The 22,755-nt window shown below is 54.1% G+C and carries 20 protein-coding genes; 12 read left to right on the forward strand and 8 right to left on the reverse strand.

Annotated elements, in window-relative coordinates; all coding sequences use genetic code 11:
* Positions 1-170: 170 nt before the first annotated feature.
* The 3 genes from ACMV5I_RS19745 to ACMV5I_RS19755 all read left to right on the forward strand — a co-directional run bounded on the left by ACMV5I_RS19745 (position 171) and on the right by ACMV5I_RS19755 (position 4,739).
* On the forward strand, positions 171-1,571 hold the full coding sequence (locus ACMV5I_RS19745; RefSeq protein WP_414825108.1) for a glutamate decarboxylase: 1,401 nt from the start codon (positions 171-173) through the stop codon (positions 1,569-1,571).
* Between the two features lie 102 nt (positions 1,572-1,673).
* Positions 1,674-3,212 (forward strand): glutamate:gamma-aminobutyrate antiporter, encoded by a 1,539-nt coding sequence (gadC, locus tag ACMV5I_RS19750; protein WP_414825109.1) that lies wholly within the window; start codon positions 1,674-1,676, stop codon positions 3,210-3,212.
* A gap of 405 nt (positions 3,213-3,617) precedes the next feature.
* Complete coding sequence (locus tag ACMV5I_RS19755; RefSeq protein ID WP_202727793.1) at positions 3,618-4,739, forward strand: cupin domain-containing protein; 1,122 nt, start codon at positions 3,618-3,620, stop codon at positions 4,737-4,739.
* Positions 4,740-4,792: 53 nt separating this feature from the next.
* Here ACMV5I_RS19755 and alr read toward each other — a convergent pair whose 3' ends face one another.
* Together alr and ACMV5I_RS19765 are read right to left on the reverse strand one after the other, a co-directional pair.
* Complete coding sequence (gene alr, locus ACMV5I_RS19760; RefSeq protein WP_414825110.1) at positions 4,793-6,022, reverse strand: alanine racemase; 1,230 nt, start codon at positions 6,020-6,022, stop codon at positions 4,793-4,795.
* 630 nt (positions 6,023-6,652) lie between these two features.
* The gene (locus ACMV5I_RS19765) at positions 6,653-7,024 is read right to left on the reverse strand and encodes a VOC family protein (RefSeq protein WP_024528704.1); all 372 of its coding nucleotides are present in this window, start codon (positions 7,022-7,024) and stop codon (positions 6,653-6,655) included.
* 446 nt (positions 7,025-7,470) lie between these two features.
* Between ACMV5I_RS19765 and ACMV5I_RS19770 the strand changes: the two genes are divergently transcribed.
* From ACMV5I_RS19770 to tynA, 3 genes are all read left to right on the forward strand, one after another.
* Positions 7,471-7,668 (forward strand): DUF4762 family protein, encoded by a 198-nt coding sequence (locus ACMV5I_RS19770; RefSeq protein WP_414825111.1) that lies wholly within the window; start codon positions 7,471-7,473, stop codon positions 7,666-7,668.
* Between the two features lie 294 nt (positions 7,669-7,962).
* The gene (feaR, locus tag ACMV5I_RS19775; RefSeq protein ID WP_414825112.1) at positions 7,963-8,877 is read left to right on the forward strand and encodes a transcriptional regulator FeaR; all 915 of its coding nucleotides are present in this window, start codon (positions 7,963-7,965) and stop codon (positions 8,875-8,877) included.
* Positions 8,878-9,044: 167 nt separating this feature from the next.
* Positions 9,045-11,336: a primary-amine oxidase gene (gene tynA / locus ACMV5I_RS19780; RefSeq protein WP_414825113.1), complete on the forward strand. Its 2,292-nt coding sequence runs from the start codon at positions 9,045-9,047 to the stop codon at positions 11,334-11,336.
* Positions 11,337-11,775: 439 nt separating this feature from the next.
* On the opposite strand, the gene ACMV5I_RS19785 is transcribed toward tynA, so the two are convergent.
* The 4 genes from ACMV5I_RS19785 to ACMV5I_RS19800 all read right to left on the reverse strand — a co-directional run bounded on the left by ACMV5I_RS19785 (position 11,776) and on the right by ACMV5I_RS19800 (position 16,886).
* Positions 11,776-13,269 (reverse strand): aldehyde dehydrogenase family protein, encoded by a 1,494-nt coding sequence (locus ACMV5I_RS19785; RefSeq protein ID WP_414825114.1) that lies wholly within the window; start codon positions 13,267-13,269, stop codon positions 11,776-11,778.
* Positions 13,270-13,380: 111 nt separating this feature from the next.
* The gene (gene tehB / locus ACMV5I_RS19790) at positions 13,381-13,983 is read right to left on the reverse strand and encodes a tellurite resistance methyltransferase TehB (protein WP_121608889.1); all 603 of its coding nucleotides are present in this window, start codon (positions 13,981-13,983) and stop codon (positions 13,381-13,383) included.
* Positions 13,984-14,109: 126 nt separating this feature from the next.
* Entirely contained in the window at positions 14,110-15,789 is a 1,680-nt protein-coding gene (locus ACMV5I_RS19795) for an alpha-keto acid decarboxylase family protein (RefSeq protein ID WP_121608890.1), read from the reverse strand.
* A gap of 389 nt (positions 15,790-16,178) precedes the next feature.
* Complete coding sequence (locus ACMV5I_RS19800; protein WP_024483879.1) at positions 16,179-16,886, reverse strand: DUF554 domain-containing protein; 708 nt, start codon at positions 16,884-16,886, stop codon at positions 16,179-16,181.
* 246 nt (positions 16,887-17,132) lie between these two features.
* Between ACMV5I_RS19800 and pagP the strand changes: the two genes are divergently transcribed.
* The 3 genes from pagP to ACMV5I_RS19815 all read left to right on the forward strand — a co-directional run bounded on the left by pagP (position 17,133) and on the right by ACMV5I_RS19815 (position 18,655).
* A complete protein-coding gene (pagP, locus tag ACMV5I_RS19805) occupies positions 17,133-17,723 on the forward strand; it encodes a lipid IV(A) palmitoyltransferase PagP (protein WP_024483880.1) in 591 nt (196 codons plus the stop codon).
* A gap of 129 nt (positions 17,724-17,852) precedes the next feature.
* A complete protein-coding gene (locus ACMV5I_RS19810) occupies positions 17,853-18,344 on the forward strand; it encodes a DUF2501 domain-containing protein (RefSeq protein WP_414825115.1) in 492 nt (163 codons plus the stop codon).
* A 50-nt stretch (positions 18,345-18,394) separates the two neighbouring features.
* Positions 18,395-18,655 carry a DUF333 domain-containing protein gene (locus ACMV5I_RS19815; RefSeq protein ID WP_414825116.1) on the forward strand — a complete coding sequence of 87 codons (261 nt, stop codon included), beginning with the start codon at positions 18,395-18,397 and terminating at the stop codon, positions 18,653-18,655.
* 15 nt (positions 18,656-18,670) lie between these two features.
* On the opposite strand, the gene ACMV5I_RS19820 is transcribed toward ACMV5I_RS19815, so the two are convergent.
* Complete coding sequence (locus tag ACMV5I_RS19820) at positions 18,671-19,276, reverse strand: hypothetical protein (protein ID WP_414825117.1); 606 nt, start codon at positions 19,274-19,276, stop codon at positions 18,671-18,673.
* Between the two features lie 358 nt (positions 19,277-19,634).
* Here ACMV5I_RS19820 and ACMV5I_RS19825 point away from each other — a divergent pair, with 358 nt between their 5' ends.
* A complete protein-coding gene (locus ACMV5I_RS19825) occupies positions 19,635-20,417 on the forward strand; it encodes a DeoR/GlpR family DNA-binding transcription regulator (protein ID WP_261170738.1) in 783 nt (260 codons plus the stop codon).
* A 2-nt stretch (positions 20,418-20,419) separates the two neighbouring features.
* Entirely contained in the window at positions 20,420-20,803 is a 384-nt protein-coding gene (locus ACMV5I_RS19830) for a VOC family protein (RefSeq protein ID WP_414825118.1), read from the forward strand.
* Here ACMV5I_RS19830 and ACMV5I_RS19835 read toward each other — a convergent pair whose 3' ends face one another.
* On the reverse strand, positions 20,804-21,712 hold the full coding sequence (locus ACMV5I_RS19835; RefSeq protein ID WP_414825119.1) for a LysR family transcriptional regulator: 909 nt from the start codon (positions 21,710-21,712) through the stop codon (positions 20,804-20,806). It abuts the gene before it with no gap.
* Between the two features lie 125 nt (positions 21,713-21,837).
* Here ACMV5I_RS19835 and ACMV5I_RS19840 point away from each other — a divergent pair, with 125 nt between their 5' ends.
* A complete protein-coding gene (locus ACMV5I_RS19840; RefSeq protein WP_414825120.1) occupies positions 21,838-22,725 on the forward strand; it encodes a pirin family protein in 888 nt (295 codons plus the stop codon).
* Positions 22,726-22,755 lie beyond the last annotated feature (30 nt).

The following is a 22,755-nucleotide window of genomic DNA, read 5'->3' on the forward strand; positions in this document are numbered from 1 at the left end:
CGCACCTACAGTAATTACCAATCCCTCTCATATCTTCGAAACGATGCCTGTTCTAATATCCTTATCAAGTTTTGCGGCGAACGTAGCGTTCAAATAATAACGCTATTTATGCTGCCTGATATCGCGAATTTAATTCTTGATTAATAGGTCTCTCTTAAAAGGTTATTATTATGAACAAGGAAAATAACACCCCAGCTTATAATGAAAATGATGATGTTTACGCGTCAGTAGATTTGGCAGGTGAATTACCTAAGTCAACCTTCCCCATTACCGAGCGTAATCCGCGTAACGTCTTTAATGCTATCCGCGATGAACTGATGTTGGACGGTAATTCTCGCCAAAACCTGGCGACGTTCTGCCAGACCTGGGTGGATGACGAAATTCGTGAACTGATGGATCTGTCTATCGACAAGAACATGATCGATAAAGATGAATATCCGCAAACTGCCGAAATTGAAGCCCGCTGCGTCAGAATGCTGGCCGACCTGTGGAATTCGCCAACGCCGGAAACCACCCTTGGCTGTTCAACCATCGGTTCCTCTGAAGCCGCCATGTTGGGCGGGCTGGCGCTGAAATGGCAGTGGCGCAAAAAGCGTGCCGAGCAGGGGCTGCCTAGCGATAAACCGAACCTGATTTGTGGCCCGGTACAGATCTGCTGGCACAAGTTTGCTCGTTACTTTGACGTAGAGCTGCGTGAAATCCCGCTGGAAGGCGATCGTCTGATCATGAACGCGGAAGAAGTGCTCAAGCGCGTTGACGAAAACACCATCGGTGTCGTGCCAACGCTGGGCGTGACGTTCACCTGCCAGTACGAGCCGGTGAAAGAGGTCAGTGATGCGCTGGATCGCCTGCAGCAGGAAACCGGCCTGGATATTCCGATGCACATCGATGGTGCCAGCGGCGCTTTCCTAGCTCCATTCTGCTCGCCAGAACTGGAGTGGGACTTCCGTCTGCCACGGGTGAAATCCATTAACTCATCCGGTCATAAATTTGGTTTGGCGCCGTTGGGTGCTGGCTGGGTGGTATGGCGTGAAGCGGCGGATTTGCCCGAAGAGCTGATTTTCAACGTCAACTATCTCGGTGGCAACATGCCAACCTTCGCGCTGAACTTCTCACGCCCCGGTGGCCAGATCGTGGCGCAGTATTACAACTTCCTGCGCCTTGGCCGCGAAGGCTACGCCAAAATTCACAGCGCTTGCTACGCCACGGCTCAGCATTTGGCGGCCGAGATTGGCAAGTTAGGGCCGTTTGAAATCCTGTTTGATGGTGACAGCGATAAAGGCATCCCGGCGCTGGCGTGGAAACTGAAAGACGGCGCGGCGATCGGTGGTTATACCCTTTACGATCTGGCGGAAAAACTGCGCGCTCGCGGTTGGCAGGTTCCGGCCTATTCGATGCCGACACACCGTGAAGATCTGGTTATTCAACGCATTCTGGTGCGCCACGGCGTGAGCTACGACCTCGGTTGCCTGCTGATCGAAGATATCAAAAGGGCGCTGGTTGAATTCGAGAATCACCCTGTCATCAACCCAGTGTCTGCGCAACAAGGCAGCGGGTTCAATCACGGCTAAGGCCAGGGCTTTATTATTTCGGGGCGGCGTTGATGCCAGCCCCGCTTTTTTCCCCACCAATATTCGCTGGGAAGAGTAACCTCTTCCTGCAGGAGAATCGTTATGGCGAGCACAGAAAAAAGCGCCGCTCCAAAACAATTAACGTTGTTAGGCTTTTTTGCTATTACCGCATCTATGGTGATGGCGGTTTATGAATATCCGACCTTTGCAACCTCGGGTTTTTCTCTGATCTTCTTCCTGCTGTTAGGCGGCTTCCTATGGTTCATTCCCGTTGGCCTATGCGCCGCTGAGATGGCGACGGTAAAAGGATGGCAGGAAGGCGGGGTATTCACCTGGGTGTCTAAAACTCTGGGTGAAAAATGGGGCTTTGCCGCCATCTCTTTTGGCTATCTGCAAATTGCCATCGGTTTTATCCCTATGCTCTATTTTGTGCTGGGGGCGCTGTCTTACATCCTTAAGTGGCCTGAACTGAACGAAGACCCGATCGTTAAAACCGTCGCGGCATTGGTTATCTTGTGGGGTCTGGCGTTCACCCAGTTCGGTGGCACCAAAAACACCGCGCGCATTGCCAAGATTGGCTTCTTTGCCGGCATCCTGTTACCGGCGGCTGTCCTGGTGGTCCTGTCCGTCAGCTATCTGCATTCTGGTGCGCCGCTGGCCATCGAAATGAACGCCTCTACCTTCTTCCCAGACTTTACCCAAATGGGGACGCTGGTGGTGTTCGTGGCGTTTATCCTGAGCTACATGGGCGTTGAAGCCTCGGCGACTCACGTCAACGAGATGAAAAACCCAGGCCGGGATTACCCGCTTGCCATGCTGTTGCTGATGGTTGCGGCCATTTGTTTAAGTTCTGTCGGCGGGCTTTCTATCGCAGCGGTGATCCCACGTGGTGAAATCAACCTTTCTGCAGGGGTGATGCAAACCTTCAGCGTGTTGATCTCGCACTTCGGTCCGCAGTTTGAATGGGCAGTTCGCGTCATTGCTGCACTGCTGCTGTTGGGCGTGTTGGCAGAAATCGCTGCCTGGATTGTTGGGCCGTCTCGCGGCATGCTGGTTACCGCACAACAAGGGATCTTGCCTGCTCGCTTTGCCAAAATGAACAAGAATGGTGTGCCGGTTGCACTGGTGATTTCTCAGTTGGTGATTACCTCGATTGCGTTGATTGTCCTGACCAACACCGGGGGCGGCAATAACATGTCCTTCCTGATTGCGCTGGCGTTGACCGTGGTGATCTACCTGTGCAGTTACTTCCTGCTGTTCCTGGGCTACATCAAACTGGTACGCAAACAGCCGGAAAACGAACGTGTCTTCAATATTCCGGGTGGCAAAATGGTCAAGCTTGCCGTGGCTACTATTGGTTTGCTGACCTCTGCGGTTGCCTTTGTGGTCTCATTCTTCCCGCCTTCAGGTCTGGCCGGGGTAGAAGCCAACCATATGTACGTGACTATGCTGGTGGTGTGTTTCCTGGTGGTTGTGGCTATCCCGTTCATTATCTATGCGCTGCATGATAAACGCTTGAAGGCGACCAACCTCAAGCTGGTGCCTGTAAGCACGGATTCTGCGCCAGAAGGGCACTTCTTTATCCACCCGCGTGCACGCTCCGCGCACCATATTTTTGTCGATGACAAGCAAGTGCATTAATCGTTATTCGTTCAAGCACTGAATCACCAGGCAGGTTGCGGTGGGTAATAACCCACTTCAATCTGCTTTTTGCGTTTAAGGGGGGCGTAACATGCTGCAAATTGCTTCCTGCACCTGACTCTGACTCCGTATAGGGGGGTACAGAGGGCACCAGCTAATCATTGATTATCCAGATGGGCGCAGCATGCAGCGCCCCTACGGTTTGAGTCTGGCCGTTGATGTTACAGATCGCCTCCCATACTCGACTACAGCGCCGTAACGGCCCCCTCTCCCTTTGGGCGAGGGTTGGGGTGAGGGGCATTATTTTCGCCTGATTGAACGCCCAGTCATTGACCAATGACAAGGCGGCATGGGTGGCAGCCTCTTTATAATCAGGGCCGTTTGTCTTCTCACTGGTGTGGAACCATGGCTTATCAACTGAATCTTAACTGGCCCGAATTTTTAGAGAAATACTGGCAAAAACAACCTGTGGTATTAAAAAATGCCTTCCCGAACTTTGTCGATCCGATCACCCCGGACGAGTTGGCCGGTTTGGCGATGGAGGTTGAGGTAGACAGCCGTCTGGTCAGCCAAACCCATGGTCAATGGCAGGCCAGCCACGGGCCGTTCGAGCATTTTGATAATCTGGGGGAAACCGGCTGGTCGCTGCTGGCGCAGGCGGTTAACCACTGGCATGCCCCGTCAGCGGAGCTGGTCACCCCGTTCCGCGTGTTACCGGACTGGCGGTTGGACGATCTGATGATCTCTTTCTCGGTTCCTGGTGGCGGCGTAGGGCCACATATCGATCAATACGACGTATTTATCATCCAGGGCATGGGGAGCCGCCGCTGGCGCGTGGGTGACAAACTGCCGCTGAAGCAGTTTTGCCCGCATCCGGCACTGCTGCACGTGGAACCTTTCGAGCCGATTATCGATGAAGATCTGGAGCCGGGCGATATCTTGTATATTCCGCCGGGCTTCCCGCACGACGGCTTTACCCACCAAACCGCGCTCAACTATTCCGTTGGCTTCCGTGGCCCTAACGGCAGGGATTTAATCAGCAGCTTCGCGGACTATGCGCTGGAAAACGATCTCGGGGGCGAACATTACAGCGATCCTGATTTAACCTGCCGGGAACATCCGGGCCGGGTTGAAGAGTATGAGCTCGATCGCCTGCGTGGGATGATGACGGATCTGATTAATCAGCCGGAAGATTTTAAACAGTGGTTTGGCCGCTTTGTGACCACGCCACGCCACGAGTTGGATATCGCCCCAGCGCAACCACCTTACGAGCAGGATGAGGTTATCGAAGCGTTGATGGACGGTGCCGTCCTGACTCGCCTGAGTGGCTTAAGAGTGCTGGAGGTGGGTGGCAGCTTCTTTATCAACAGCGAACGCCTGGATACCGTCGAGCCTAACGCCGCCGATGCCCTATGCCGTTACACTATCGTCGGTAAGCAAGAGTTAGGTGAGGCGCTGCAAAACCCGGCGTTCGTTGCCGAGTTAACCGGTCTGGTTAATCAGGGGTACTGGTTCTTCGACGAGTAAACGGTATAGATTTCCCCCAGGTCACGGCGCAAGCCTTTGCCTGGGGGAGTTAATTAATCCACCAGAACACGCTTATTGGTCGCGCCCCAAAGGATCGACATCTCGGTAAACAACGCACCGCTGATGTCTTCAACTTCGTTGGCGGTGATTTCTGCATTACCTTGTTTGCCGAAGAACACCACCTCATCACCAGGAGTGACGCCTTTCACGTCGGTCACGTCCACCATCACGGTATTCATCGAGGTTTTACCCACCACCGGCACCCGCTGCCCCTGGATCAGTACATGACCGGCATTGCTGAACACACGGCGATAACCGTCGGCATAACCCACTGGGATGTTCGCCAATACTGAATCGCGTTTCAGGGTGTAGGTACGATCGTAACCGACGGTATTGCCTTTAGGGTAATGGTTGAGTGCCGCGATGGATGACTTGAAGGTCATCACGCGTTTATAGTCGTTACTGGCAATGGTATCGCCATAAAACACCCCGCCAACGCGCACCATATCAAGCCTGGACTCTGGCACGGTAAGGGTCGCAAAGGTATTGGCAACGTGTAAGGTCACGTCGCTGCGTTTGATCCCGGTAATGTCTAGCACCTGCTGGGATTGCACCTTGAAGCGGGCAAGATCCTTGCGCACCGCTGCTGCATCTTCCTCAGGATAGTGGGACATAATGCCGACCATTTTCAGATGAGATAATGCAGAGATAGCCTTGGCTTCAGCCAATCCGGCAGCTTCGCTGACTTCCAGGCCGTTACGTGACATGCCGCCAGAGTTCAGTGCCAAATGGAAACGTAGGGTTTTGCCCTGCTGGGCGGCAATGGCATCCAGGCGTTTCGCCATTTCCAGATTACCGATCAGCTCTTCGGTGTCATAGTCGGTAGCCTGGCGCATCTCTGCTTCGGTGGCATTGCGCACGCGCATCAGGCGGCCTTTAAAGCCGAGTTCGCGCACGGTTTGCAGTTCTTGGTTACTGGCCACGCCAATACACTGCACGTGGTTCTTGATCATCACGGGTGCCACCAGCGAAAGGTCATGCCCGTAGGCATCGCCTTTCAAAATGGCGCAAAGGGTAGTTTTATCGCCCAACAGTTGCTGAATCTTGTGGGTGTTATATTCCAGCGCGCTTTGCGAGATTTCCAACCGGGCATTGCTTACCACCGTCGGTGAACTTTTAACCGTAGCGGCGAGGGAATGAGTGGGGTTGGTGGCAGTGGGTTGATGGCAAGCCACCAACGTTAATAGCGGTATTAAGACTAAATGGCGTAAATGTAGCGGCATATTCCCTTCCTGGTGAAATAAAAAAGAGTTTTTATCGGCCTCAGTCAGTTTTTTTATCTGATTTGACGGCGGGTGTGGCTGAGCGATCAGCGGCATTAAATAAATGATAAAAGTGACTTTTTGTCAAATTTATTAATAATCTACAAGGGTGGAAAAGGATGCGGGTAATAAATGTAGCTATTGGGTTTTCCCCTCACCCCAACCCTCTCCCACAGGGAGAGGGAGCTGATAGCCCCAGCTCTTTTAGACGTAAATAGATAATCTCAGAAAACTCGATCGCCTCCTCATTCATGGTATGTCGACGAATTTTTAGAACCACATCAGGGAGTAAGAAGAAGAAAGATAAGGTATTATGCAGAGCGATCAATGAACTCGATCTGATCCCCTCTCCCACAGGGAGAGGGAGCTGATAGCCCCAGCTCTTTTAGACGTAAATAGATAATCTCAGAAAACTCGATCGCCTTCTCATTCATGGTGTGTCGCCGAATTTTCAGGACCACATCAGGGAGTAAGAAGAAGAAAGATTGGGTATTATGCAGAGCAATCAATGAACTCGATCTGATCCCCTCTCCCTTTGGGAGAGGGTTAGGGTGAGGGGCATCATTGTCGTATTGTTATAGCCTGACAGCATTATTTCATGGAATGCAGGCCAATCACGTTGCCTTCACTATCTTTGGCGATGGAAATAAAACCATTTTCGCCGATGGCAAATTTTTCTTTCAGGATTTCACCGCCGTTTGGGACAATGCGGCTTTCTTCTACGGCGCAATCCTCACATGACAGATAAACCATGGTGCCGCCCGCTCCAACTGGTACTCCAGCCATTTTAACCAGTGCGCCGCCAGACCCTTCCCCACCTTCCTGGTAAGGGAACATCAGGTATTCCATGCCCTCGGTTTCCAGTTTTTCTAACTGGGTGTTGAATACTGCCTCATAGAATTTCTTTGCTCGTGGCATATCAGTAACATAAATTTCAAACCAGCTAACGATATTTTTATTCATGGTATTCTCCAGTGGTATTGATTGTTGTTCCTGGTTGGTTATGTTACATGTGCTGTTTATTTACACAGTGATATAGATCACGTAATCAACTCGTGTTTGGTCTGCTGCTGGGGACTGACCAGGGCGAACGCTATTCAACAAAGCCCAATGCGATGATAAATTATCCGCTGGGTTTATTCCTGTTGCCGATATTGTAATATCTTATGCCAGATATTTTTTATTAATCATATAATGAATGTATATTTTTGGTTTTTAATTATGGATTATTCTTATTTTTAATTAAGATCAATCCATAACGTGGGGTAGGTAAGGCTTTAATGTTGACTGTGGATTTACTCTATTATTATAATTTAATCGCTTTAAGACGATTATATCTCGTCAAATTAAAGCTATTTTCTAGAAAAATAGTGCAAGTTCATTTTGGTAATTACTATAAGGATATATTTATGAAAAAATTAAACGCATATGAAGTTTCAAATGTTATTGGTGGTTATGTACTTGGTTGTGTTATTACCTATGAGCGTCAAACCACAGGTACCGGTACCTCTGCGGTAACCGTTTGCCGTCGCGTTGCCACCTGCCAAGGCAAGTTCGGTGAATTTTTGACTCGTGAACCAGCCGATCTGTCTCGCTGCGGTGCTTAATCGCAAGTAATCGTTAAGGTACGGCACTACGGATGGTGTCGTACCTTTTCTTTTCACTCCATATTCTCTTCTTCTTTCTGCGATTATTTATAGCAATTATCCCCGCGACGAAAGCTATTCTTTATCTGTAGTTTGTGATCCCAGCATCAAACCCCCTGAACAATGTTGAACGTATGTTATCGGTTTGTTATATTAATTTTCTGGCTGATGCAAAAATAGCGGCACCTTTCGGGGCATGCTGCTCAGTACGATAAGCCTGTTCTCTTTTGTTACTTATGTTTCAAGGGGTTAATCATGGTGGTTGCTACCCGGCTCGCTGATGCCAGTTTTGAACAGTGGTTAGGCCAAATCAATTCTGCCTGTGGCCGGTTTTGTGCCAAAACCCTGGCACCTGGGTTTGCCGGTGCGATCCAGGAGTTCCACACCCATGCGTTACGCCTGAGCGTAGTCGATGCTGCCCAGACCCGGCTTTATCGCACCCGCCGCGAAGTAGAGCAAAGTGACGGTTGCCACTTTTTTACCGTATTCCAACTGTATGGCCAGTCGGTTATGGAGCAGGGCGATCGGCAGGCGGTGCTGTCTGCCGGGGATATCACCCTGATCGACGCCGCGCAGCCCAGCAGCTTTACCTACCAACAGGGGTCCCGCCAGTTATCACTGTTGCTACCGCGTAGTTATCTTGAGCAGCAACTGCGTTTTACCGATCTGCCCGGTGCGCGGCGTATTGCTGCCGATAACGCAGCGGCTAAGCTTAGCCAGCAGTTGGTGTTGGGCAGTATGCAGAATACGCAGATGAGCCGCCTGGAGAGCGAAGCGGTGCTTAACGCCGTGGCCACCTTGTTACAGCCTGCCTTGATGGAGCAAGACGAGGGGCAAGATAGCCATGAGCGCATTTTTACCCGTTCGCTGGCGTTTATCGATCAGCATATTCAGTCCGAACAGCTGCGCCCAGAATGGGTTGCCAGTGAGATAGGCGTCTCCGTGCGTAGCCTGTACCGGCTATTTGCCCGTAAGGGGCTGGTGGTGGCGCAGTACATTAAAAACCGGCGTCTAGATCTCTGCGCCCAGGTTTTGCGCCAGGCCAAGGAGCGGCAAAAGCTGGCCAATATTGGTTATGACTGGGGATTTACCGATCACAGCCATTTCTCCACCGCCTTCAAGGCCCGTTTTGGCGTCTCACCGAGCGCGTACCGCAAGCAGTATCTGTAACCCCGCCTGGATGATTTGCCAGCAGATTGTCAGGAGTGACAAATCGGATGGCAAGCACAACAAAATATCCCCAGTGAAGAGTTGCTATGGTGAATTGGGGCCCCGTAAAACGGGCTCATCACAACAACAACGGCGGTAATGTCTCTTTGATGGGTGACGGGGGAAAGATGGTAGCTAACACAACAACAATCAAAACCAAACGTCTGCCAGCGGCGATTGCGCTGGCGTTAGGCTTGCTGATCGGCGCGGGTTGGCAGCCAGCGGCGTTGGCTCATGGCGCTGCGGCACATAGGGTTCCGCTGCAAAAAACGCTGGAGGAGTTTGGTGCCAGCGTGCAGTGGGATGACTACGCCCGCATGTTCGTTATCGTGAAAGATGGTGCCTATGTGAAGGTCAAACCGGATAGCCGCGAAGCCATCGTTAACGGCAAGCCGCTGAGATTACAGGTGCCGGTGGTGTTCAAGGGTAAAACGGCCTATATGTCCGACGAGTTTATCAACGAGGTGTTCCAATCCGGCCTGGATCAGACCTTTGCGGTGGAACATCGGGCCCATCCGCTAAATCCCTTGAGTGCGGCGGAGATTAACGCGGCGGTCGCTATCATCAAGGCGGCCCCGGAGTATAAAAACAACGTGCGCTTTACCGAAATCTCGCTGCGTGAACCGGAAAAAAGCCAGGTCTGGCAGTTCGTGCTAGGCGGTCGCGACGTACAGCAGCCCCGGCAGGCCGACATCACGCTGCTCGACGGGGTACACGTGATTGAAACCGTGGTCGATCTGCAACAGAAAAAAGTGCTGTCCTGGCAGCCGATCAAAGACGCTCAGGGAATGGTGCTGCTGGATGACTTCGCCAGCGTTCAGAGCATAATCAACGCCAGTAAAGAGTATGCCGAAGCCCTGAAGAAACATGGCGTTGCGGACCCGAGCAAAGTGATCACCACGCCGCTGACCGTTGGCTATTTTGATGGAAAAGATGGCCTGCAGCAGGACCAACGCCTGCTGAAAGTGGTCAGCTATCTCGATGTTGGCGATGGCAACTATTGGGCACATCCGATCGAAAACCTGGTGGCGGTGGTCGATCTGCAACAGAAGAAAATCATCAAAATTGAAGAGGGGCCGGTGATCCCGGTGCCGATGAAGCCAACGCCGTATGACGGACGCGATCGTAAGGCCCCGAAAATCAAACCGTTGGATATCATTGAGCCGGAAGGCAAAAACTACACCATCACCGGTAACACCATCCACTGGCAGAATTGGGATTTCCACCTGCATCTGAATTCCCGCGTCGGGCCGGTGATTTCAACCGTGACCTATAACGATAATGGCCGTAAGCGCAAGGTGATGTATGAAGGGTCGCTGGGCGGCATGATCGTGCCTTATGGCGATCCGGACGTGGGCTGGTATTTCAAAGCCTATCTGGATGCCGGGGATTACGGCATGGGCACGCTTACCTCACCGATTGCCCTTGGCAAAGATGCACCGCAAAACGCGGTGTTGCTGGATGAAACCATCGCCGATTACACCGGCAAGCCGACCGCTATTCCACGGGCCATCGCCATCTTTGAGCGTTACGCCGGGCCGGAGTACAAGCATCAGGAAATGGGGCAGCCGAATATCAGCACCGAGCGTCGCGAACTGGTGGTGCGCTGGATCAGTACGGTAGGCAACTACGATTACATCTTCGACTGGGTTTTCCACCAGAACGGCACCATTGGTATCGACGCTGGGGCAACGGGTATCGAAGCGGTGAAAGGGGTGAAAGCCAGAACCATGCAGGATCCGACGGCCAAGCAGGATACGCAATACGGCACGCTGATCGATCACAACATTGTGGGCACCACCCATCAGCACATTTACAACTTCCGGCTGGATATGGATGTGGATGGCGAAAATAACAGCCTGGTAGAGTTGAACCCGGATGTGAAGCCTAACGATCGGGGCGGCCCGCGCACCAGCACCATGCAGGTCGATCAGGTGAAAGTTACTACCGAACAGCAGGCGGCACAGAAATTCGATCCTTCGACCATCCGCTTGCTGAGCAACCAGAGCCGGTTGAACAAGATGGGTAACCCGGTTTCCTATCAGTTGATCCCGTATGCGGGCGGTACGCACCCGATCGCCAAGGGGGCCAATTTTGGCAAGGACGAATGGATTTACCACCGTCTGAGCTTTATGGATCGGCAACTGTGGGTGACCCGCTATAACCCGAATGAGCGCTATCCGGAAGGCAAATACCCGAATCGCTCGATCCACGATACCGGGCTGGGCCAGTACACGGCGGACAATCAGCCGATAGACAACACCGACGACATGGTCTGGCTTACCACTGGCACCACCCATGTGGCACGAGCGGAAGAGTGGCCGATTATGCCAACCGAGTGGGTGCACGCGTTGCTCAAACCGTGGAACTTTTTCGATGAAACACCAACGCTGAATCTGAACGGGCAAAAGCAGCAGTAAGCCAGATTGAAGGAGTAGAGGAACAGCGAGCTCCGGCAACCTATTGATTATCCAGACGGGCGCAGCATGCAGCGCCCCTACGGTTTGGTTCTGTTGGCGTTTGTCAGCAGTATGCCAAAGAACGACTCCTGCACCTGAGCATAACTCCGTACCAGCTCCCTCTCCCTGTGGGCTGTCTCTTATACACAACTCGGCATCTTACTGTTTTTTATGGGAATTATTTCAAGCGCATCAATAGGGCGCTCGGAAAAATTCTCTTTAAAATCAGCCTGCTATGTTTCTCAAATTACGGCCATTTGACCGCAACTTGAGATGTGTATAAGAGACAGCCCTGTGGGAGAGGGTTGGGGTGAGGGGAAGCAGCGATATCGAGTGACGGCTAATAACACAGGGGGCGAATGAGAATTCGCCCCCTGACTATTTAACGGATGCAGAACGGTTAGTAACGAATACACACCGATTTGGACTCGGTATAAGCATCCAACCAGTCCGGGCCGAAATCACGGCCGCTGCCAGACTGCTTGAAGCCGCCAAACGGCATGTTGGCGTCGATTAACGTATGAGTGTTGACCCACACCGTGCCCGCCTGAATGCGTGGCGTATAAGTCATCGCCGCTTGCAGGCTGGTGGTCCACAGGCTGGCCGTCAGGCCATAGTCGGTATCGTTGGCCTTCTGCAGAGCCTCCTCGGCATCCGCTACGCGGATCAGGTTGACGACCGGGCCAAACACTTCTTCCCGCGCCAGGTTCAGGCTGTCATCGGGATTGATCACCAGCGTTGGGGGAATATAGAAGCCTTGTAAATCAGGCCCGGCGGCACCGGTGATCAACTCGGCGTGTTTGTTGCGGGCATCATCCAGATAGGCGGCCACCTTGTTGCGGTGCTCTTTGGACACCAGCGGGTTGATCTGGGCGTTGCCATCCATCCCCGGCCCGACAGAAAGCGACTTCACTGCCTGCTCAAAACCGGCGACCAGTCGATCGTAAATCGGTGCTTCGATATAGATACGTGAGCTGGCGGCGCAGACCTGCCCCTGGTTGAGGAAGCTGCCGGCCATCAACCCTTCGATCACCAGTTGCAGATCGGCATCTTTCAGCACAATGGCCGGGTTTTTACCGCCCAGTTCTAACGTGACGCGGGTCAACCGATCCGCCGCCGCGCGTGCGATCCCTTTCCCCACTGGCGTGGAGCCAGTAAAACTCACTTTGGCGATCAGCGGATGTTCCGTCAGCGCCTTACCGCAGACCGCTCCCTTGCCGGTCACCACGTTAAACACGCCCGGTGGCACACCAGCTTCGCTTGCCAGTTCCGCTATACGCAGCAGGGTAAGAGGCGTCGTTTCAGACGGTTTGATGACGATGGAACAGCCTGCGGCCAGCGCTGGCATTACCTTCCACATGCCAATCAGCAGCGGGAAGTTCCAGGGGACAATCCCGGCCACTACGCCGATCGGCTCCTTGCGGGTATAGACCTGATATTTGGCTCCCGGCGGCATCGGAATGGAGACATCCAGGGTTTGGCCGACGATCTTGGTGGTCAGCCCGGCGGTATAGCGCATCCAGTTCAGCGTGCAGCCCACTTCAAAGGCGCGGGAGATGTTGATGGATTTCCCCTGTTCCAGGGTTTCCAACTGGGCCAGCTCCTCGGCGTGTTGCTCAACCAGATCGGCGAAGCGCAGTAAAATGCGCTCACGTTCGGCGGGTAGGCGCTGTGCCCAAACGCCAGCGGTAAAGGCCTGATGGGCTGAGATGACGGCCAGTTCCACGTCGGCGGCGTTGGCATCGGCGGTGCAGGAGATCTGTTTGCCGTCAGCAGGGTTATAGACCGCCAGCCGCGATTCGGCCTGGGAGGTTTGCCACTGGCCGTTGATATACAGGCCGTGCTGACGATCGAGGAAACGGACTACGCTGTCCAGTATGGTCACATTAGGCATACGCCCTCCTAAGGGAATAAACGGATCGTTACCCTTAACAGTCTATAGCGTTATGCCCAATGCGGTTTTCATCTGCCTGACATTTGGTTTGTACTGCGTGACACTTGCGGACTATTTACGCGCCAGCAAGGTGGCGAAACGCAGTTTGATGCGGTTGCCCTCGGCATCTACGCGGTGCAGCTCGCCGGGGTTCTCGTTATATTTGATGATGTCCCAATCCTGATAATAATCGGCTAACTCATCCGGTTTGAAGGTGAATGAGAAGGGCACCGTGCAGGGGTAATCTGGCGTATCCATGGCCGCGACGATCAGGTTGTAGCCTCCTTTAACCGTGCTGTCTTGCATATTGCGCACGATGTGTGGGATCTGCTGGCGATCCAGGAACATAAACACCACGGTAGACAAGATAAAGTCGTACTGGCCGCTAAAGCGATGAGTATTGAGATCCTGCTCGCTGGCGCTGATGTGTGAAAGCTGCTCGGTGGCTATGATCTGGTTTATTGCGGCGATCGACGCAGCGTTTTTGTCCCAGGCGGTAACATCAAAGCCTTTCAGGTTGAGATACAGCGAATTGCGGCCGCTGCCACAGCCCAGATCCAGCGTCTTGCCGGGCGCGATCAGTTTGGCGGCCTCAAGGACTTCGGAATGGGTGGCCGTCAGGGAGTATTTTTGGGTGTAGTAGTTTTCTGGCAGGGTGGTCTGCTGATCCATCATGATGTTCCTCTATATTTGATGTATATAAAATACATCTTTAATGACCTTTTGCCTAGCCGTTGAGAGGAGCACAGTATACCCGTTCAGTTTGGCCTGGCGGTATCCCTGCGCCAGGCCCTGGTTTTATCAGGCAATGCGCCTTGGATTGTGCAGCCCAAAGTTAAAGCTGTTGCAGCGGCGGCAGAACTCTTTCATCGCCGGTGGGGAATCCATCATCGGCAATTTCACCTCGATAAACGCCAACTGGTCCTGACGCGAAGCCTGCTCCAGTGCCATCTCCAGCTGTTGGCTGGTTGCTACCGCGACGCAAAACGCCTGAGTCTGCGGGCTTAGCACCGCCGGGAGTTTGGCGTAATCCCACGAGCCGATATCGTTATAAGACGACGTTTCGCCAAGGATATAGCGCTCAATGGTGTAACCGTCGTTATTGATCAGAAAGACGATCGGCTTTTGCTCATGGCGTAACAGCGTTGAGAGCTCCTGGGCGGTGAGCTGGAAGGAGCCATCACCAATAAACAGCAACTGCCGCCGTTGGGGCGCGGCCATCATCGTGCCGAGCAATGCCGGTAAGGTATAGCCGATCGATCCCCAAATCGGTTGGTTGACCACGGTAATGCCGTTTGGCATTCGCATGCCGCCGATCGCTGCACCAGAGGTGCCATTTTCAACGACCAGCACGTCATCCGCCTGAATAAAGTGCCGTATCCGCTGCCAGAAATAGTCCTGATAGAGCGGTTCGCTGCTTGGCTGCGCCAGTTTTTGCTGCGGTCCGGATAGTGGCTTCAGCGGCGGCTGGCTGGTGGCTGGAGCTTTCTCTAGTAGAGCTTGCAGCAGCTCGCTTGCCGTTACCGCAGGGTAGGAAACGTTATCCAGCTTCAGCGAAAACGGCTGAATATCCACCACCGACTGCTCTGGGATCTGCTGGCTGAAATAGCCGGTGGTGGAATCCACCAGGCGTACGCCAAAGCTGAGGATGCAATCTGACTGGGCCATCAGCTCAAACAACTCGGGGCGAGACAGATCGCCGTTGTAGCCGCCTTGCCAGCCCGGCGTGTTCTCTGAGATCGCACATTTTGCCGTGGGCATATTGGTCAACGGGATGGCGAATTTATCCGCCAGCGTTAACACCTGCGTTTGAAGTTGATATCGTTCGACCATCTGATCGATCAGGATGATTGGCCGTTTAGCACGGCTAATTCGTTCGAGCAGGGCTGCGCTGGCAAGCTGAAGATGGCTGGCATCGCTGCTTGGCAAGCGATACGGGGCGGGATTATCGGCAACCTCAATTTCCACTTCACAAATGTCTGAAGGGAGCTGCAGGTAAACCGGTTTTTTGCGTTGCCAGGCGCAGGCGATGACTCGCGGGATCTCCGTGGCGGCATTTTCCGGGGTGATGAGCGCCTGCGCCACGGTGAACTGCCGGAAACAGTTCATCACGTTATCAAAATTGCCGTCTGCCAGGGAGTGGTGCAGCAGCGCATTGCCCTGCATGGCGTGCAGCGGTGGCGTACCCGCAATGCAAATCACCGGGGACGATTCCGCATAGGCTCCGGCAATGCCGGAAAGGGCCGCCAGATCGCCCACGCCATAGGTGGTGATCAACGCCCCGGCGCCTTTGAGGCGGGCATAGCCGTCGGCGGCGTAAGCGGCGTTCAGCTCGTTACAGTTGCCAATGAATTCGCACTCTTGGTCATGCTCGATGGTTTCCAGTAGCGCCAGGTTGTAATCGCCGGGCACGCCGTAGATGCGATCCACTTTCAGGGCGCGCAGCTGTTGCAGGATGAATGAACCTATGGTGATCCTCATTGATTGCTCCACATTCACGTCAATTTATTGTTATTTAACCGCGCGCAGCAGGGAACGGCTGGCGATGTCGCGTGGTTAATCGTTGAAAATGCGAGTCGCTTGTAGGGCGTCAGCATTAACAGTTGGTGAAAGTGGCGGCTTGTTCAAGCTGAGCGGGTTTGGGGGAAGGATTGCCTATCGTATCAAGGAGTTTACGACCCAAAAGGGGTAGCAGCAGCGGTTTTCGCAAGGGGCGGTACTTTTCTTGCATTGATGGCCGCTGGAAATTGCGGCAAGGGCAGAAGCGAAAAGCCAGACGGGTACTTTCCGCCATCTTCACTTCTCTCCTGGCTGGGCGTCAATTTTTCGCTACGCCAGGAGGAAGATAATTTAAAGTGGGGGAGTGGCGCTCAGAAGAACATGATCCAGGCCGCCGAAATCGGCATCGCCAACACCAATGCTGGCAGCATATTGGCTACCGGGAACAGCTTTATACCGCAGATGCGCAAGCCGGTGGCCAACATCATTAACCCGCCAACGGCAGAGAAATCGGCCTGCATCGCCGGCGTGGTCAGCGGCAAGATGAACACGGCACCAAACGCCAGCGCTAGCTGGATGACCAACTGCGGGACGGCGATCAGCGCCACGGCCAGGCCAAGCGTGGAAGCAAAAATCAGCGCGGTGAACAGATCGAGGAACGATTTGGCGATCAGCACGCTGGCATCCCCGGTCATCCCTTCGTGCATTGAGCCAAAGATACCGGTGCCGCTGGCACAAAACAGCACGATAATGGCGACATATGCCTCCAGAAACTCTTTCTGGTCCTCTCTGACAGCGCCTTTGGGGGCCATCAGATTACGGGCCCAGCCTCCGATGCGGCTGATGCCCCGTTCGATGTAGCAAAGCTCGCCAAGCAGTGCTCCCAGCACCAGTGCCAATACCATCACCGGCATATGTGCTACCTTGCCGATCAGCACTACGCCCATCCCCATCGAGGTAATACCAAAAGTCATTGGCAATGCCAGGCGCACCCGCTCCGGCAGCCTATGACCCAACATTGCCCCTGCAATACCCCCGGCCAATATTGCTGCACCATTAATAAATGGACCAATAACCATACCTATCCCTCGGCAAATAAAACCTAAGGTTCCTCCATAAGTCGTTGAGGTGCAAGCAGGATAACCGGAGTTTTCTGACAGACAATGTGTGTACAGGCGCATAACTTGGGCGCGTACGCCAATGGGCACCAAACTTAACCGTCTCTCAACGAGGGGCGATAAAAGCATCGGGCCAGTGAGATACGGCTTGCTCAGGATAGGACGATCGGTAAGAATCCCCGGCTTTATTTTTACAGGAGTTGCGAAATGGTGGTTAAAAGGATCTTGTTAGCTGGGGGGTTGGCGTTGATATTTCCTGCACTGCCTTCCTACGCCGAAGTTAGTGCGGAAAATAGCAATGTCGCGCACGCTGAAGAGCCAGGCTGGTGGGGGCGTTTTACCGGCAACGTGGCGGAAACCTGGAACAACTCGCCTAATAAGGAGCTCTATCTCCCGGCGATCACCTGGCACAACCGCTGGACCTACGACAAGGAAAAGACCGACGAGTACAACGAGCGCCCTTGGGGGGCTGGCTATGGCATCTCACGGTTTGATGCCGATGGTGATTGGCACGCGATCTACCTGATGGCGTTCAAGGACTCTTACAACAAGTGGGAGCCGATCGGCGGTTATGCCTATGAGAAGATCTGGCGGCCGATTGAAGGGGAGGATTTCCGTCTAGGGCTTGGGTTTACCGCCAGCGTGACCGCTCGCGACAACTGGAAATATATCCCGATCCCCGCGCCGCTGCCGTTGGCGTCAATTGGTTATAAGCAACTGACCTTCCAGGCCACCTATATTCCGGGTACCTACAACAACGGTAACGTGTTCTTCGGCTGGTTACGCTGGCAGTTCTGATGATTTGCCGAAATTCTGAAAAATGCGCGGCAGCCCGAATAAACGGAACTTGTCGGTTGGTACGACGTCCGAGCTAAGCGTGGTGTTAATTGCGCCGTCATTTTGCAGTTAAACAGGAGTCTTGCCGTTATGAATACCAAACATCGCTTATTGTTGGCCCTGAGCTTGACCACGGTAATGGCTACGGGCAGTGCCCAGGCCGCCGGGTTGATGGACTCCCTCAGCAGTGCCGCCACAGAACTGAGCAAATCGGGTGGCAGCACCAGCAACGGTGGCATGTCGCTGTCTTCGCTTAGCGGATTACTCAACGGCGGTGATAACGCGTTGAGCTCCTCCAGCATGACCAACGCCGCAGGGATCTTGCAGTACTGCGTGCAGAATAACGTCCTGTCGGCGAACGGCACCGAAGCGGTGAAAGACCAACTGCTGAATAAACTGGGCATCACCAGCACGGCCAATGCCAACAGTGAAGATTACCAGCAAGGTCTGGGTGGCCTGTTGAATACCGGCAAGGGCAACACGCTGGATCTCAATAGCCTGGGCACCTCGCAAATCACCGAGAAGGTGAAGCAGAAAGCCTGCGATCTGGTGCTGAAACAGGGCATGTCCTTTATTTCATGATCCCTTTGGGGTAGCGATGCTCCCGCTTAATTCATGGTGAGAATAATTCAATGGCCAAAATCCTGATGCTTTTCCTCTTCGCCAGTGTGGCTTTGTTACAGGGGTGTACGGTGAAAACCAATGATGATGCGCCTGCGCCGCCAAAGGTGATTGGCATGGCAAATCCGGCAGATGTGTATTGCAGCCAGATTGGCGGCAAGCTTAACCCCAAGCAGAATGCTCAAGGGCAGTATTCCACCTGCACCTTGCCTGATGGGCAAGAGATTGAAAGTTGGGAGCTGTTCCGCCGCGACCATCCGGCGAAAAAATAACCCGGTAGGACGGTGCTAGAACTCTCTATCACTTATCGGATGATATTGGCCTGGCCCCTCCTCTGAAAAGGTCAATGGCAGCCTGCCATCGGGCCGATCTGCCACCGAGAGGGCCGTACGGAAGCTACAACCGCTGTGGATGTTTTTCACCTTCATCACATAGCGGCCGTTGGGCTCCAGCTTGATATTGAAACTGCTGGCGGCGGGGAGGAACACCTCGGCCAGCAGTTGCTTGGTGGCGTTCTCCAGTTTGACCAACACGGCAAATTCATTGTGCTGATTATCCAGCGTTAACGTCTGCAATTTGCTACCGGTTTGCCAATCTGGCTCATGGAGATAACCTGCCGAAGCGGGCCATGGGCTGCCCTGATTGTCGGACAGCGGCCCAACGCAGTGTTGGCGAGCCTCTCGTAACGGGGCTTCCCGCTGGATCACGTAATTCTGTGGTGCGGCAAGGGTAAAACTCTCCTCCTGTACTCCTTCACTCAAGTGGCGTTTAGCCAGAAAAACCCCGGCAGCAAGCAGCATAAAGAAGATCAATAGGGTCAGTCGATTGCGGAAGATCGGTGCCAATAGCCTGCCCGGCAGTTGAAACAGCCAGCTTGCAACTCTCAATAGCATTGTTTTTCCTTTATGGCCGCCTGTCTTTCAAGCCGCAACTTGCCTTTCAATGGGTGTTTAATCAGAGCGTTACGTCTGCGTTAACGTAACTTTTTCCAGTATAGCCAACATCCTGATGGCGAAAATCGCCAAAAGCGCTTTTTCTCAGATTGATGGCAATGTCGTCGGGTATGGAGGCGATCTGTAACACCAACGATTGGGCTCAAAACGTAGGGGCGCTGCATGCTGCGCCCGTTTTACAACACCTACGTTTTGAGCGGGTGGGGTTGTTAGCCATCTTCTTTTTAGACAAAGTATTTGTACGGTTTTGTACGTTTGTGTATATTATTGTTCGTTGTCACTTCGCCGGACCTTCAGAATGTCAAAACTGCTGCCTAATGAACGCCACCAGGCCATCCTTGCCACCTTGCAACAGCAGGGGCGAGTGCTGGCGATCGAAATGGCGGCGCAGCTGCATACCACCGAGGCCACCATCCGCCGCGATCTGCGCCAACTCGCGGCGCAAAACCTGTGCAAACGGATCTATGGTGGAGCGTTGGCGCTCACGCCTGCCGGTGGCTATTTGGCCGAGCGGGTTGAGATTAGTGGCGATGAAAAGCATCGGCTGGCCCAGGCAGCCCTGCCTCTGATCCAGAGCGGGCAGGTGATCTTTCTCGATGCGGGTAGCACCTATCTTTACCTGGCCGATCTGCTGCCCCGCGATCGGCAACTCACCGTGGTGACCAATGCGCTAAGCGTAGCCAGCCGCCTGCTGGAACGCCCCGGGATCCGCACCATTATGATTGGCGGTGAGGTGGATGCAGAAATCGGCGGCAGCGTCGATGCCAAGGCATTGGCCGAGATTGCCTCGTTTCGTTTCGACATCGCCTTCACCGGCGTCTGTGCTTACGATCCCGACAGTGGCTTTACCGCGCTGCGCTATCAGGAGGCGCAGTTCAAGAAGCAGATGCTGGCACGCGCTGGCAACGTCGCGGTGCTGTGCACCCGTGACAAGTTCAATACCTACGCGCCTTATACGCTAATGCCCGCCAGCCAGGTCGATTATCTGGTGATTGCCCGTGGCGGCCATACGCAACTCGAACAGCAGGTCACTCTCAGCGGTGGCAACGTGCTGTATATTCCCGCAGATGATGGAGAGTGAAGATGAAAATCGCCCATGTTGCTCTATGGACACAGGATATTGAGGCTCAGGTCGGCTTCTGGCAGCGCTATTTCAATGGCGTAGCGGGGGAGGAGTATGTGAGCAAGAATCGCCCAGGCTTTATCTCGCGCTTCGTTCAACTGGCGGATGGCCCCGCGCTGGAGATCATGAGCGTTCCTGGCCTGTTGCCAGGGGGGAAAGGTGAGGAACGCGTGGGTTGGGCCCATATTGCGCTGTCGCTCGGTAGCGAGGCGTTGGTGGATGAACTGGCACAGCGGGCCAAGCAAGAGGGGATTTTGCAGGCGGCACCGCGCTGGACCGGCGATGGCTTTTATGAGGCCATCATTCGCGATCCAGACGGCAACGCGATCGAAATCACCGCCTGATCACGCTTCCTCCAGGGCGGCAAACTGCTGAGCCAGAAAATCTATCAGCAGCCGTACCGCTGGCAGCATGCCACGGCGTGAGGGATAGACAATGTGGATCACGCCACCCTGAGGTTGCCAGCCGGGCAGCAGCTGTACCAGATCGCCCCGCAGGATCTCGTCGTGCATCATCATGGTCGGTAGTTGAACGATACCGGCCCCGGCAATTGCCGCAGTACGCAGCATCAGCATATCGTCGGTGACCAGTCTGGGCTGATGCTCCCACTGGAACGTCTGCCCCTCCGGGCCGCTGAGTTGCCATTGATGCTGTGTTCTGGCCGGGCCGAGATCGAGCGTTGGGTAGTTCTGCAACCCTGCGGGTGAATCGATAGCGCCGATGGTGCGTACCAATGCCGGGCTGGCTGCGATGCACCAGCTGCGCTGAGCCAGGATTTTCAATACCAGGTCGCTGTCTTCTAACGGCGGTGGCCTGACGCGAACCGCCAGATCCAACCCTTCACCCACCACATCGACCCGGCGGTTGGTCGCCTCCAGATGTACCGTCACCCGTGGATAATCCGCCATAAACCTGGCCACCATGCTACCGATACGCGTATGCAACATCGCCACCGGGCAAGACATGCGTACCGTGCCGCAAGGCTCCGCCCGGGTCTGTTCGATTGCCTGCTGTGCCGCTTCGGCCTCAACCAGCATCGCCTTGCAGTGCATATAATAGCTTTGCCCTAAATCAGTCACCGAGAAACGCCGGGTTGAACGCTGGATCAGGCGTACGCCGAGCCGTTCTTCCAACTGCGCCACGCGGCGGCTGAGTTTCGATTTGGGAATACCCAGTGCACGCCCTGCCGGGGCAAATCCTTGATGGTCTACCACGCTGGCGAAGAAATACAGATCGTTCAGGTCTGTCTGCATCGGTGCCCTTATCGTTCTATTGATAGAACACTGAGTGTATATCTTGCCGACTACTGCGGCAAATCGCCTTGGACTAAACTTCTGTCATCAACGTTAGGCCGCGAGGCCTGCAACAGGAGTTTAAGATGAAAAAGATCCTTGGTGTTTATAACAGCCCGGAAGCTCACTGGGTCGGCAACGGTTTTCTGGTGAATTCCCTGTTCTCGTATAACGAGCTGGGTGCAGAGATGAGCCCGTTCCTGCTGCTGGATCACGCTGCGCCAACCAAATTCCGTTCGCACAGTGGCCGACGTGGCGTGGGGCAGCATCCTCATCGCGGGTTTGAAACGGTCACCATTGTCTATCAGGGCGAAGTAGAGCATCGCGATTCCACCGGCAGCGGTGGGGTGATCGGCCCTGGCGATGTGCAGTGGATGACGGCAGCGTCAGGCATCTTGCACGAAGAGTTTCATTCCAAAGACTTTTCGCAGAAAGGGGGCACCATAGAAATGGTGCAACTTTGGGTCAACCTGCCAGCCAAAGACAAAATGGCGGCGCCGGGTTACCAGACTTTGCTGAACCAGGATATTCCTGTCGTGCCTCTGGCGGATAACGCCGGGCAGGTCAGGGTGATTGCCGGGAACTACGGCGGTCATGCTGGCCCAGCGCGTACCTTCAGCCCGATCAACGTGTGGGATATGAAGCTGAACGCCGGGCATACCACCACCTTGCAGGTGGAGGAAGGGCATACGCTGGCCGTGGTCATGCTGCATGGGGCGATTCTGGTCAACGGCGAGCAGATTGTGCGGGAAACGCGAATGGTGCTGCTGGATCGCGCTGGTGACTCCATCATCCTTGAGGCAAATGGTGACGTCAGCTTGCTGGTGCTGAGTGGTGAGCCTATCGATGAGCCTATCGTCGGTTACGGCCCCTTCGTGATGAACAGCGAGGCGGAGATCCAACAGGCTTTCCGTGATTTCAACAGCGGTCAGTTTGGCGCGATGCCGCTGACTACCGCAGGCAGCAATCAATAACCTCTGTGTCCCGGTACGGAAAACGAGCTC

The organism is Serratia sp. T13T92, from assembly GCF_047530105.1.
Classification (GTDB): domain Bacteria; phylum Pseudomonadota; class Gammaproteobacteria; order Enterobacterales; family Enterobacteriaceae; genus Chania; species Chania fonticola.

What these genes read in the sequence shown, in the direction of transcription:
- ACMV5I_RS19745 (WP_414825108.1), top strand. Translation starts at nt 171, where the DNA reads ATGAACAAGGAAAATAACACCCCAGCTTATAATGAAAATGATGATGTT.
- gadC (WP_414825109.1), top strand. Translation starts at nt 1,674, where the DNA reads ATGGCGAGCACAGAAAAAAGCGCCGCTCCAAAACAATTAACGTTGTTA.
- ACMV5I_RS19755 (WP_202727793.1), top strand. Translation starts at nt 3,618, where the DNA reads ATGGCTTATCAACTGAATCTTAACTGGCCCGAATTTTTAGAGAAATAC.
- alr (WP_414825110.1), bottom strand. Translation starts at nt 6,022, where the DNA reads ATGCCGCTACATTTACGCCATTTAGTCTTAATACCGCTATTAACGTTG.
- ACMV5I_RS19765 (WP_024528704.1), bottom strand. Translation starts at nt 7,024, where the DNA reads ATGAATAAAAATATCGTTAGCTGGTTTGAAATTTATGTTACTGATATG.
- ACMV5I_RS19770 (WP_414825111.1), top strand. Translation starts at nt 7,471, where the DNA reads ATGAAAAAATTAAACGCATATGAAGTTTCAAATGTTATTGGTGGTTAT.
- feaR (WP_414825112.1), top strand. Translation starts at nt 7,963, where the DNA reads ATGGTGGTTGCTACCCGGCTCGCTGATGCCAGTTTTGAACAGTGGTTA.
- tynA (WP_414825113.1), top strand. Translation starts at nt 9,045, where the DNA reads ATGGTAGCTAACACAACAACAATCAAAACCAAACGTCTGCCAGCGGCG.
- ACMV5I_RS19785 (WP_414825114.1), bottom strand. Translation starts at nt 13,269, where the DNA reads ATGCCTAATGTGACCATACTGGACAGCGTAGTCCGTTTCCTCGATCGT.
- tehB (WP_121608889.1), bottom strand. Translation starts at nt 13,983, where the DNA reads ATGATGGATCAGCAGACCACCCTGCCAGAAAACTACTACACCCAAAAA.
- ACMV5I_RS19795 (WP_121608890.1), bottom strand. Translation starts at nt 15,789, where the DNA reads ATGAGGATCACCATAGGTTCATTCATCCTGCAACAGCTGCGCGCCCTG.
- ACMV5I_RS19800 (WP_024483879.1), bottom strand. Translation starts at nt 16,886, where the DNA reads ATGGTTATTGGTCCATTTATTAATGGTGCAGCAATATTGGCCGGGGGT.
- pagP (WP_024483880.1), top strand. Translation starts at nt 17,133, where the DNA reads ATGGTGGTTAAAAGGATCTTGTTAGCTGGGGGGTTGGCGTTGATATTT.
- ACMV5I_RS19810 (WP_414825115.1), top strand. Translation starts at nt 17,853, where the DNA reads ATGAATACCAAACATCGCTTATTGTTGGCCCTGAGCTTGACCACGGTA.
- ACMV5I_RS19815 (WP_414825116.1), top strand. Translation starts at nt 18,395, where the DNA reads ATGGCCAAAATCCTGATGCTTTTCCTCTTCGCCAGTGTGGCTTTGTTA.
- ACMV5I_RS19820 (WP_414825117.1), bottom strand. Translation starts at nt 19,276, where the DNA reads ATGCTATTGAGAGTTGCAAGCTGGCTGTTTCAACTGCCGGGCAGGCTA.
- ACMV5I_RS19825 (WP_261170738.1), top strand. Translation starts at nt 19,635, where the DNA reads ATGTCAAAACTGCTGCCTAATGAACGCCACCAGGCCATCCTTGCCACC.
- ACMV5I_RS19830 (WP_414825118.1), top strand. Translation starts at nt 20,420, where the DNA reads ATGAAAATCGCCCATGTTGCTCTATGGACACAGGATATTGAGGCTCAG.
- ACMV5I_RS19835 (WP_414825119.1), bottom strand. Translation starts at nt 21,712, where the DNA reads ATGCAGACAGACCTGAACGATCTGTATTTCTTCGCCAGCGTGGTAGAC.
- ACMV5I_RS19840 (WP_414825120.1), top strand. Translation starts at nt 21,838, where the DNA reads ATGAAAAAGATCCTTGGTGTTTATAACAGCCCGGAAGCTCACTGGGTC.